The sequence below is a fragment of the Escherichia sp. TW14182 genome (assembly GCF_000208525.1).
Taxonomy (GTDB): Bacteria; Pseudomonadota; Gammaproteobacteria; order Enterobacterales; family Enterobacteriaceae; genus Escherichia; species Escherichia ruysiae.
Genome location: NZ_AEJZ01000073.1, coordinates 1 through 10,697, shown reverse-complemented (window position 1 = coordinate 10,697; position 10,697 = coordinate 1). Strand labels below are relative to the sequence as shown.

Here is a 10,697-nt window from a genome sequence, read left to right as displayed (position 1 = left end):
ATAATGGAACCGTATGCATTTATGAAAATAATACATCTATTATTGAATCAATCAACTCATTTAGTAACATTGAGAGAGAGATCTTTTTTTTATATTTTTTCCATCAAAAGAGTGTAAAGGAAATATCCCAAATAACATGTCTTTCAACTAGTAAAATTTACTATAGATTCAATCGTATTAAATCAAAACTAGGAATAGAAACCACCAGAAAGTTACCAGCATCATTAAAGAAATTTTTCAGTCAACGTATAGGCAACCAACATAACTTCGTTAATCACGCATAATTTCATGATAATAATATTATCATTATCATAATAAAGTTTAATTAACATAGCATAACATATTGTTTTTAATTAACATTTATGTTTTGACTTTTTTTCCCCATACGTTGAAATTTCGAGTTTACACAACGTAAAAACTCATGAAATTATATATACAAAGCATGAGGTGGCTTTATGAATAGTCGAGTTGCTTGTACCAAGTTTGACCTCCCTATCAATACTAATTTGGATAACAATCACACGCTTACATTAAAAAAAATACGTTTTTACAATAGTGCAGTGATTTTTATCAGAAATGCACAATTAGTGATTAAGGCAACAGATGGGGATGTTATTGATATCTCTCCCGGCTCTTTGTGTTATATAGAAAAGAACCTCGTCATTGATGCAACATTAAAAGTGCTTGGAAGTGGCGTACCCTATGATATTTATACTATTGATAGCGATATATTAAGTAGTGTCTGTAAGGTCATGGAACCGATTTTGTCAGGGCAACGTTTAGTTACCCAGGTTAGAAAAAGAATATTTTTTTATAAACTGGAAGAAACAGATAAAGAAATTTTTAGACGACTTATGAGTGATGATTTACCACCATACAGGCAAGTTTATAAGATTGCTTATTTACTTTCCAGGATTCATGAAATTGAGCCACTTGCGTATTCCTTGTCTGTATCAACAGATATTACCTTTACCGAGAAGCTCAAAAAAATCATCGAAGCAGATTTATCAAGAGGATGGAAACTGAGCGATCTGAGAGATATCTTGCATATGTCAGAAGTTTCAATTCGGAAAAAACTTGAAAGAGAAAATAATAACTTCAACGCGTTAGTTTTAGATATCAGAATGCAGCATGCGGCGAAAATGATCACATCCACTGAAAAACATATAAATAGAATTTCGTATGATGTTGGATATACAAGCACATCTTATTTCATTCGAAACTTTAAAAATTACTTTGGGATTACACCGAAACAGTTTTCTCTGAAGGTTAAACGAAAAGTCTAATATCTAAATTCTACAGAATAGTTGTTTATCCTGTGTATTAACAGTAAATGCATCAAATGGCATGAACTTAGCTACCAGTTCTGGCAATAGCCAGTAAGCCAGAACTGTGACTATTCCTGCCAATAGCGCCTGTACCTCCAGGCCGCCCCCTCAATGATCCAAATAAAGATAATGCATCCAACTGGTCATTCTCAGCAGCACCTTCCGCATCACCGAAACATGGCTGAAATGGTCGGAATAAACTGCCACCTGGGCGTAGATGCCGTCGGGTAAGGCATCGATATCAGCGTTAGGGTCGAGTTCAATGGTTCCCAGCACACCATCCGTTCCGGGCACGACCGTTAACGATTGCAGCACCCCCTGCGCCTGATACGAACCGCCAGGCACCACCGGCAAAATACTGGTCAGTTTGCCGTGGAATACCTGCCCAGGCAGCGCGTTAAACACCACTTCTGCTTCATCACCGGGTTTCAGACGTAACAGTGAATTTTGCCGAAATTGGGCAACAATTTGCCGTTTTTGCTCAGGGATGAAGACCATTACCGGACGCAGCGGTAAAGCTGCCGCGTAAGTGCCTGGGCGGATCAGTACCTGAGTAACGTAGCCGTTGCTTGGTGCGCGAATAATGGTTTGCTCAAGGTTATATTTTGCTTCAGTAAGTTGCGCCCTTAAGCTGACAATCTGTGATTGCTCACCGTTGACCATGCTGTCGAGCTGGCTCTGGATCTGCGCCTGCTCCGCCACCGAACCTTTCACCAGCGCATCCTGCGCGAGGAAATTCTGCCGCGCGTCGTCGATGTCACGTTCTGAGAACGGATTGACCGTCGCCTGGCTGCCTTTCAGATAACGTTGATAATTTTTAAACAGTCGGTCGCGCTCCGCTGAAACCTGGGTGGTGTTGGCCTGCGCTTCAGTGAGCTGCGCGCGCAGCGTTTTGATATTATGCGTCGCCGTCATCAAATCAGCCTGGAGTCTGTCTACTCGCGCCTGATAACGTACCGGGTCGAGCTTAAAAAGCACTTCGCCCTTTTGAATAAGCTGATTATTTTTGTCGGTGACTTCAGTCACGATCCCCGTCACCTGTGGCGTGATAGGGATAGCTATCACTGCCTTTTGCGCGGTAAAAGTGTAAGGATGGTTGTAGTTCATCAATAAAATCAAACCACTCACCAGAAATACGCCACCCAGCGCCGCCGTCGCCAGCGTCCACTGATTCACCGGAATGCGGAAGATTTTAAAGACCGCCCATGCCAGCGCCACGTAAGTTAAAACAATTAACAGATCCATAATCAGATCTCCGGGAACGTGGAATAGTCACTCTTTTTTTCAGCTGCAAGTTGGTGCTCCAGCCGGGAAATTCGGTCAGAAAGTGCGGCGATTTCCGGGTCAGTCACTTTCTCCTGCGACGCAACATGTGACTGCATTCCCCAGCCGCGCTCTGGCTGGTAAAGCGTTGCCCAGATCCACAGAAACGGCCAGATTACATGCAGGGTAAACAGACTTACCCAACCCGCCGTATGAATAGCGTCGGCGTGGGGATGGTTGCGCTTTTTGGCAATAAGATAGGGGATGTCATGTATCGCGATGATTCCATAAAAAATCACCAGAAAGACGAAGATCAGCACTCCCAACGCGAAGTAGTTTAGAAACATATCTGCCTCGGATTCACGCTTATCAGTGTTGTTTTTTGGCTGGCAGCCGGAAGGGAGTCAGGCTGATACTTTGACATTAATCTGCGTTTGCCAATCTCGCCATCACACCGAAGGATAATTTTAAAAGGCGATGAGTTGCTCAGTTACAAAACTGTCTTAAGGCAAAGTCAGAACATGTTGCAGATCACATCAGGTGAATTACCGAAGAAAATATCTTGTGATTCAGATCACAAAGATTCAACAAACCATCAAAATAAAATTGTGACATTACTCACATTTGAATGCCATTTTTAGCGAAAATCGCCGTCTTGTTGTTTTTTTACACAGTCATTTTGTGATGAGCGTCACGTCAATTACCTCTCTACCCCCTATATTTATGTGACTGATATCACACAAAAGGCCGCCGACTGGACAGTTAACCGATTCAGTGCCAGATTTCGCAGTATCTACAAGGTCCGGCTACCTCTGCCGCCACATTAACAAAAAACCTCGGGCTTCCAGCCTGCGCGACAGCAAACATAAGAAGGGGTGTTTTTATGTCATCCGATATTAAGATCAAAGTGCAAAGCTTTGGTCGTTTCCTCAGCAACATGGTGATGCCAAATATCGGCGCGTTTATCGCGTGGGGTATCATCACCGCGTTATTTATTCCAACAGGGTGGTTACCGAACGAAACGCTGGCGAAGCTGGTCGGGCCGATGATCACTTATCTCCTGCCGCTGCTGATCGGTTATACCGGTGGTAAGCTGGTAGGCGGAGAACGTGGCGGCGTAGTCGGTGCCATCACCACCATGGGCGTTATCGTCGGCGCAGACATGCCGATGTTCCTCGGTTCTATGATTGCAGGTCCGCTGGGCGGCTGGTGCATTAAGCACTTCGACCGCTGGGTAGACGGTAAGATCAAATCCGGTTTTGAGATGCTGGTGAATAACTTCTCCGCTGGCATCATCGGGATGATCCTCGCCATTCTGGCCTTCCTCGGCATTGGCCCGATTGTTGAAGCCCTGTCTAAAATGCTGGCTGCGGGCGTTAACTTCATGGTTGTCCATGACATGCTGCCGCTGGCGTCTATCTTTGTTGAACCGGCGAAAATCCTGTTCCTCAACAACGCCATTAACCACGGTATCTTCTCGCCGCTGGGTATTCAGCAGTCCCATGAACTGGGTAAATCCATCTTCTTCCTGATTGAAGCGAACCCGGGTCCGGGTATGGGCGTGCTGCTGGCGTACATGTTCTTTGGTCGTGGTAGTGCGAAACAGTCTGCGGGCGGTGCGGCAATCATCCACTTCCTGGGTGGTATCCACGAAATCTACTTCCCGTATGTACTGATGAATCCGCGTCTGATTCTGGCCGTTATCCTCGGCGGTATGACTGGCGTGTTCACGCTGACTATCCTGGGCGGTGGTCTGGTTTCTCCGGCATCTCCGGGTTCTATCCTCGCGGTACTGGCGATGACGCCAAAAGGTGCTTACTTCGCTAACATCGCGGGTGTGTGTGCGGCGATGGCGGTCTCCTTCGTTGTCTCTGCTATTTTGCTGAAAACCAGCAAAGTGAAAGAAGAAGACGATATTGAAGCAGCAACTCGTCGTATGCAGGACATGAAAGCTGAGTCTAAAGGTGCGTCTCCGCTGTCTGCGGGCGATGTGACTAACGACCTGAGCCACGTGCGTAAAATCATCGTTGCCTGTGACGCCGGTATGGGTTCCAGTGCGATGGGCGCAGGCGTGCTGCGTAAGAAAATTCAGGATGCAGGTCTGTCGCAGATTTCGGTCACTAACAGCGCGATCAACAACCTGCCGCCAGATGTAGATCTGGTCATCACTCACCGTGACCTGACCGAACGCGCTATGCGTCAGGTGCCGCAGGCACAGCATATTTCGCTGACTAACTTCCTCGACAGCGGCCTGTACACCAGCCTGACCGAACGTCTGGTTGCTGCCCAGCGTCATACTGAAAACGAAGTGAAAGTGAAAGACAGCCTGAAAGACAGCTTTGACGATTCTAACGCCAACCTGTTTAAGCTCGGTGCGGAGAACATCTTCCTCGGTCGCAAAGCAGCCACCAAAGAAGAAGCGATTCGCTTTGCCGGCGAACAACTGGTGAAAGGCGGCTATGTTGAGCCGGAATACGTACAGGCGATGCTGGATCGTGAAAAACTGACCCCGACTTATCTGGGTGAGTCTATCGCAGTGCCGCACGGTACGGTTGAAGCGAAAGATCGCGTACTGAAAACGGGCGTGGTGTTCTGTCAGTATCCGGAAGGTGTGCGCTTCGGTGAAGAAGAAGATGACATTGCCCGCCTGGTGATTGGTATTGCTGCCCGTAATAACGAGCACATTCAGGTTATCACCAGCCTGACCAACGCGCTGGATGATGAGTCCGTCATCGAGCGTCTGGCATACACCACCAGCGTGGATGAAGTGCTGGAACTGCTGGCAGGTCGTAAGTAATCCAGGCCCACCCTCTCCTCATGGAGACGGTGGGGCTGATTGCCTGATGCGCTTTGCTTATCAGGCCTACAAAACAAAGCGCAGTTTGTTAAATTTTCACGTTCTTGTAGGCCGGATAAGGCGTTTACGCCGCATCCGGCGCTGCCCCTCTCCACATGGAGAGGGTTTGGGTGAGGGAAAAGCCTCACCCCAGCCCTCTTGGGTAAAAACATTGATGAAGGTTAATACTATGAAAGCATTACATTTTGGCGCAGGTAATATCGGTCGTGGCTTTATCGGTAAACTGCTGGCAGACGCGGGTATCCAATTGACGTTTGCCGATGTCAATCAGGTGGTACTTGATGCCCTGAATGCCCGTCATAGCTATCAGGTTCACGTTGTCGGCGAAACCGAGCAGGTGGATACCGTTACCGGCGTTAATGCCGTCAGCAGCATTGGCGACGATGTGGTGGATTTAATCGCCCAGGTTGATTTAGTCACCACCGCAGTTGGCCCGGTCGTGCTGGAACGCATTGCTCCGGCAATCGCCAAAGGGCTGGTGAAACGTAAAGAGCAAGGTAATGACTCCCCGCTAAACATTATCGCCTGTGAAAACATGGTACGCGGCACAACGCAACTGAAAGGCCATGTGATGAACGCCCTGCCGGAAGACGCCAAAGCGTGGGTAGAAGAACACGTTGGCTTTGTTGATTCCGCCGTTGACCGTATCGTACCGCCTTCAGCGTCTGCAACGAATGATCCGCTGGAAGTCACTGTTGAAACCTTCAGCGAATGGATTGTCGATAAAACTCAGTTCAAAGGCACGCTGCCGAACATTCCTGGTATGGAGTTAACCGACAACCTGATGGCGTTTGTCGAACGTAAGCTCTTCACCCTGAACACAGGCCATGCTATAACCGCGTACCTTGGAAAACTGGCGGGTCATCAGACTATTCGTGACGCGATTCTCGACGAGAAAATCCGTGCGGTGGTAAAAGGGGCGATGGAAGAAAGTGGTGCAGTATTGATCAAACGCTACGGCTTTGACGCTGACAAGCATGCGGCGTACATCCAGAAAATCCTCGGCCGTTTCGAGAACCCGTATCTGAAAGATGATGTAGAGCGCGTAGGCCGTCAGCCGCTGCGTAAACTGAGTGCTGGCGACCGTCTGATCAAGCCACTGCTGGGTACACTGGAATACGGCCTTCCGCACAAGAATCTGATTCAGGGGATTGCTGGTGCAATGCACTTCCGCAGTGAAGATGATCCGCAGGCTCAGGAGCTGGCAGCACTGATCGCTGACAAAGGTCCGCAGGCTGCGCTGGCGCACATTTCCGGGCTTGATGCCAACAGCGAGGTTGTCACCGAGGCAGTAACCGCTTATAACGCAATGCAATAATGATGAACCAGGCGCAGGACTCCCTGCGCCCGAATAACAGATTGTCAGATATGCAGGCAACAATGGAACAAACCCAGGCCTTTGAAAACCGTGTGCTTGAGCGTCTGAATGCTGGCAAAACCGTGCGAAGCTTTCTGATTACCGCCGTCGATCTCCTGACCGAGGCGGTGAATCTTTTGGTGCTTCAGGTATTCCGCAAAGACGATTACGCGGTGAAGTATGCTGTAGAACCGTTACTCGACGGCGATGGTCCGCTGGGCGATCTGTCCGTGCGCTTAAAGCTGATTTATGGGCTTGGCGTAATTAGTCGCCATGAATACGAAGATGCGGAACTGTTGATGGCACTGCGGGAAGAGCTGAACCACGACGGCAACGAGTACGCATTTACCGATGATGAAATTCTTGGGCCATTTGGCGAACTGCATTGCGTGGCGGCACTACCACCGCCGCCACAGTTTGAACCAATAGACTCCAGTTTGTATGCGATGCAAGTTCAGCGTTACCAACAGGCTGTGCGATCAACAATGGTCCTTTCACTGACAGAGCTGATTTCCAAAATCAGCTTAAAAAAAGCCTTTCAAAAGTAAGTACTTTCGCTTACTTCTCCTCTACCGGATTCGGCCGATAAAGTCGGCGATAATATTCCAGACGTTGTAGATATAACGGCACGCTTTCCTCAGGTATACCGGATGGAATCGCGTTACGGGGGGGAAGTTTATTCAGATACTCCCGGAACGCCTGGCTTGATGCCATGAAATCTACGGCTTTATCAATAAGAAGCGGAACGTTTTCACCTAATTTGCCCATAATAATATCTCCGTATTACCCCGCGCCGGGAAAGCGCGACCGCCGATTTTAGTTTAGATCCCGATAAAAATGACATTAAGGAAAACGTGCGAAATCCACAACGCTTGCCCTCACCTTCTGATTATATTGTTTATTAATCAATATATTATATGATTTTTGAACACAAGATTTGTTACCCGACAAAACTATTACAATGCCATCGGTTGTGAACAAAGCACCTCGTCGCGCATACTAGGGGCTATAAATTTATCTTTATCAGAAGCCATCCCATGAAAGAAGTCGAAAAAAACGAAATCAAACGTCTCAGCGATCGTCTGGACGCCATCCGTCACCAGCAGGCCGATCTGTCGCTGGTTGAAGCCGCAGACAAATATGCCGAGCTGGAAAAAGAGAAAGCAACTCTGGAAGCAGAAATTGCTCGCCTGCGCGAAGTTCACAGCCAGAAACTCAGTAAGGAAGCACAAAAGCTGATGAAGATGCCGTTCCAGCGCGCGATTACCAAAAAAGAACAAGCCGATATGGGTAAGCTGAAGAAAAGCGTTCGGGGGCTTGTGGTTGTACATCCGATGACCGCACTGGGTCGTGAAATGGGTCTGCAAGAGATGACCGGGTTCTCAAAGACAGCGTTTTAACCCTCTTACCTGTATATCTCCCTCACATCCCGCGTTTCTAAATGCGGGATGCAACAAATATCCTCCTCTTTTTCCTCTGTTTCCTCGTAGAGTCTACTTTTTACCAATGGCACTAAATCTGAAAATGCATTCAGTAAAAGGTTTGGTTCGACGCCTAAAAATGGAAGATATCATTCATAAAATAAAACTTTTGCCGTTATTTTTTCCATCCACATTCTAAAAACTCACCCAAAACATTTATTGTGTGAATATTAAATGAAAGCTATTTTTCTGCTTTAAATGCAGTGTTTGACATCTGACAACCCTCCTCATTAAAATCCGCCTCCCTAACACAATTAAACAATTTTAAAACTTAATAAATAATTTTCATAACAAATATATTCGCAACATTCATAAAGCCAGCCGTATAAATCGCAAAAGCATCAACCACAAATGGACACATCCCTTAGACCGCGTTGGTATCAGGGATGATATGTAAGGATAACTTTATATGAAAGTGAATAAATTATTGATAAGCGTCCTGGCGGCTTCGACAATACTGATGCTGTCAGGTTGTGACTATGTCGAAAAAAACAAAGTCGTTGATGAACTCACAAAACAACAAGAAGAACAAAAGGCCAGAATTGATCAACTCGAAAAACGACTAGAACAAGAAACCAAAAAGACAAACACCATTGAAAAACAAAGCATTAGTCTAATAAACAGTACAAAGCTGCTGGCTCAGGTAGTGAAAGAGATTAAGCATCAGCAAGATACATTTGTCTTTACTGAATTTAACCCCGATCAAACAAAATATTTCATTTTAAATAACGGTTCGGTAGGTATTGCCGGCAGGGTGTTATCTGTTGAAGCAATAGAAAATGGCAGTGTTATTCATATGTCATTGGCCAATTTATTAAGTATTCCCGTATCAAATATTGGTTTTCATGCCACCTGGGGCGGTGAAAGACCGGGTGATCTAAAAGAATATGCCAAATGGCAACAGCTACTATTTAGTACCACCATGAACTCCACGCTGAAATTATTACCAGGTCAATGGCAAGACATTAACTTAACGTTAAAAGGGGTGTCGCCCAATAACCTGAAATACCTGAAGTTGGCTATTAATATGCAGAATATCAACTTCGACAACCTTCCACCTGCTGATAACCGGCAGAAAAAAAGCAAAAAATAAATGCAGTCATTGCACTTATATCAAGGAATAGAGAGCAACAACAATGAACAAAATTTTTAAAGTTATCTGGAACCCTGCGACGGGAAGTTACAGCGTCGCCAGCGAAACGGCAAAAAGCCGTGGAAAGAAGAGCGGTCGCAGCAAGCTGTTAATTTCTGCGTTGGTTGCCGGTGGGTTGATGTCGTCGTTTGGAACGAGCGCTTCTGTCGGTCTCGATGGTGGTAAAAGTAGTGAAGATGTACCTGTTGAAGATTATTGGATTGCTATTGGTAAGGGTGCTAAAGCTTCATCGAAAACATCATCAGATGGCACGCCAGTAACGACAGCCTCAGTCGCGATAGGTTATTTGGCCGATGCCTCTGGTATAGGGGGATCAGCATATGGTTACCAAACCAAAGCAACGGGAGAGAGATCTTCGGCATTTGGGCAAGGTGCGGAAGCTACAGGAAGCCGGGCAATTGCAATCGGAAGTTCGAGTAGGACCGCTGGGGATTATGCAATTGCGCTGGGCGCGGGCGCTAGCGCCAGTAAGCTGAATTCCCTGGCGTTCGGGAATGCATCAACGGCTGATGGTGATGAGGCTATTGCTTTCGGATACGAGTCGCAGGCAAATGGTTTATATAGTCTGGCATTGGGTTCAGGCAGCATAGCTAACGCGGATAATAGCGTTGCGCTCGGAAAAGCGGCTCAGGCAACTAAAGCTGGAGCAATGGCTTTCGGTCAGGCAGGAAAGGCAGATGGTTTAAATTCTATTGCGTTGGGTAATAAAAGTCAGTCAAGCAGCGAAAACAGTATTGCGCTTGGACAAGAAAGCTATGCTGGTAGTGAAAAAAGTCTTGCGATTGGTAGCCTGTCCAACGTAACTGGTGTTAACTCCGTTGCTCTGGGTACAGAGTCTACTGCCGTGGAAGATAATACTGTTTCAGTGGGTAACGATACGCTGCAGCGTAAAATTGTCCATATGGCAAAAGGCGATATTAGCAGTACCAGTACTGATGCTATCAATGGTTCACAGCTTTATGATATCAGTAAGTCAGTCGCAGACCGTCTGGGCGGCGGCGCCTCAGTGAGCACTGCCGGGATTGTTAATGCTCCTAACTACAAACTGCAAAGTGGCTCCTTTACTAATGTTGGCGACGCGTTAAAGGGTATTGATGATAATACATTACAATGGGACTCAGTTAAAAAAGTCTACAGTGCAAAACACGGTTCCGATGCCACCAGCAAAACCACCAACGTTACGGCGGGTGAGCTGAACGCATCCAGTACCGATGCGGTTAACGGCTCGCAGTTAAAAACCACTAACGACAATGTGGCA

11 protein-coding genes are annotated in these 10,697 nt (G+C 46.7%); 8 read left to right on the top strand and 3 right to left on the bottom strand.

The features are described 5' to 3' along the window. Positions 1–17: 17 nt before the first annotated feature. Positions 18–284, top strand: coding sequence for a sigma factor-like helix-turn-helix DNA-binding protein (locus EQY_RS24370; protein WP_367226838.1), 267 nt, complete (start codon positions 18–20; stop codon positions 282–284). A 171-nt stretch (positions 285–455) separates the two neighbouring features. Beyond that, complete coding sequence (locus EQY_RS0107220) at positions 456–1,286, top strand: helix-turn-helix domain-containing protein (protein ID WP_001088674.1); 831 nt, start codon at positions 456–458, stop codon at positions 1,284–1,286. 150 nt (positions 1,287–1,436) lie between these two features. Here the strand turns inward: EQY_RS0107220 and EQY_RS0107215 are convergent, their stop codons facing one another. Next, positions 1,437–2,573 (bottom strand): HlyD family secretion protein, encoded by a 1,137-nt coding sequence (locus tag EQY_RS0107215; RefSeq protein ID WP_000364946.1) that lies wholly within the window; start codon positions 2,571–2,573, stop codon positions 1,437–1,439. A gap of 2 nt (positions 2,574–2,575) precedes the next feature. After that, on the bottom strand, positions 2,576–2,938 hold the full coding sequence (locus EQY_RS0107210; RefSeq protein WP_000479629.1) for a DUF3302 domain-containing protein: 363 nt from the start codon (positions 2,936–2,938) through the stop codon (positions 2,576–2,578). A gap of 536 nt (positions 2,939–3,474) precedes the next feature. On the opposite strand from EQY_RS0107210, the gene mtlA reads away from it, so the two are divergent. The 3 genes from mtlA to mtlR all read left to right on the top strand — a co-directional run bounded on the left by mtlA (position 3,475) and on the right by mtlR (position 7,353). Then, positions 3,475–5,388, top strand: a complete 1,914-nt coding sequence (gene mtlA, locus EQY_RS0107205) for a PTS mannitol transporter subunit IICBA (RefSeq protein ID WP_000093250.1) — start codon at positions 3,475–3,477, stop codon at positions 5,386–5,388. Between the two features lie 229 nt (positions 5,389–5,617). Then, entirely contained in the window at positions 5,618–6,766 is a 1,149-nt protein-coding gene (gene mtlD, locus EQY_RS0107195; RefSeq protein WP_000645445.1) for a mannitol-1-phosphate 5-dehydrogenase, read from the top strand. Next, positions 6,766–7,353, top strand: a complete 588-nt coding sequence (gene mtlR, locus EQY_RS0107190) for a mannitol operon repressor MtlR (protein WP_000981833.1) — start codon at positions 6,766–6,768, stop codon at positions 7,351–7,353. The genes mtlD and mtlR overlap by 1 nt, the downstream gene beginning before the upstream one ends. A 10-nt stretch (positions 7,354–7,363) precedes the next feature. Here the strand turns inward: mtlR and yibT are convergent, their stop codons facing one another. Beyond that, a complete protein-coding gene (gene yibT / locus EQY_RS0107185; RefSeq protein WP_000517102.1) occupies positions 7,364–7,573 on the bottom strand; it encodes a protein YibT in 210 nt (69 codons plus the stop codon). Positions 7,574–7,842: 269 nt separating this feature from the next. Between yibT and EQY_RS0107180 the strand changes: the two genes are divergently transcribed. The 3 genes from EQY_RS0107180 to EQY_RS0107170 form a co-directional block, all read left to right on the top strand. After that, positions 7,843–8,205 carry a YibL family ribosome-associated protein gene (locus EQY_RS0107180; protein ID WP_000665680.1) on the top strand — a complete coding sequence of 121 codons (363 nt, stop codon included), beginning with the start codon at positions 7,843–7,845 and terminating at the stop codon, positions 8,203–8,205. A 490-nt stretch (positions 8,206–8,695) separates the two neighbouring features. Further along, positions 8,696–9,379: a SadB/YajI family lipoprotein gene (locus tag EQY_RS0107175; RefSeq protein ID WP_000867584.1), complete on the top strand. Its 684-nt coding sequence runs from the start codon at positions 8,696–8,698 to the stop codon at positions 9,377–9,379. Positions 9,380–9,422: 43 nt separating this feature from the next. Then, a partial coding sequence (locus EQY_RS0107170; RefSeq protein WP_001033277.1) for an ESPR-type extended signal peptide-containing protein occupies positions 9,423–10,697 on the top strand: 1,275 nt, incomplete at its 3' end.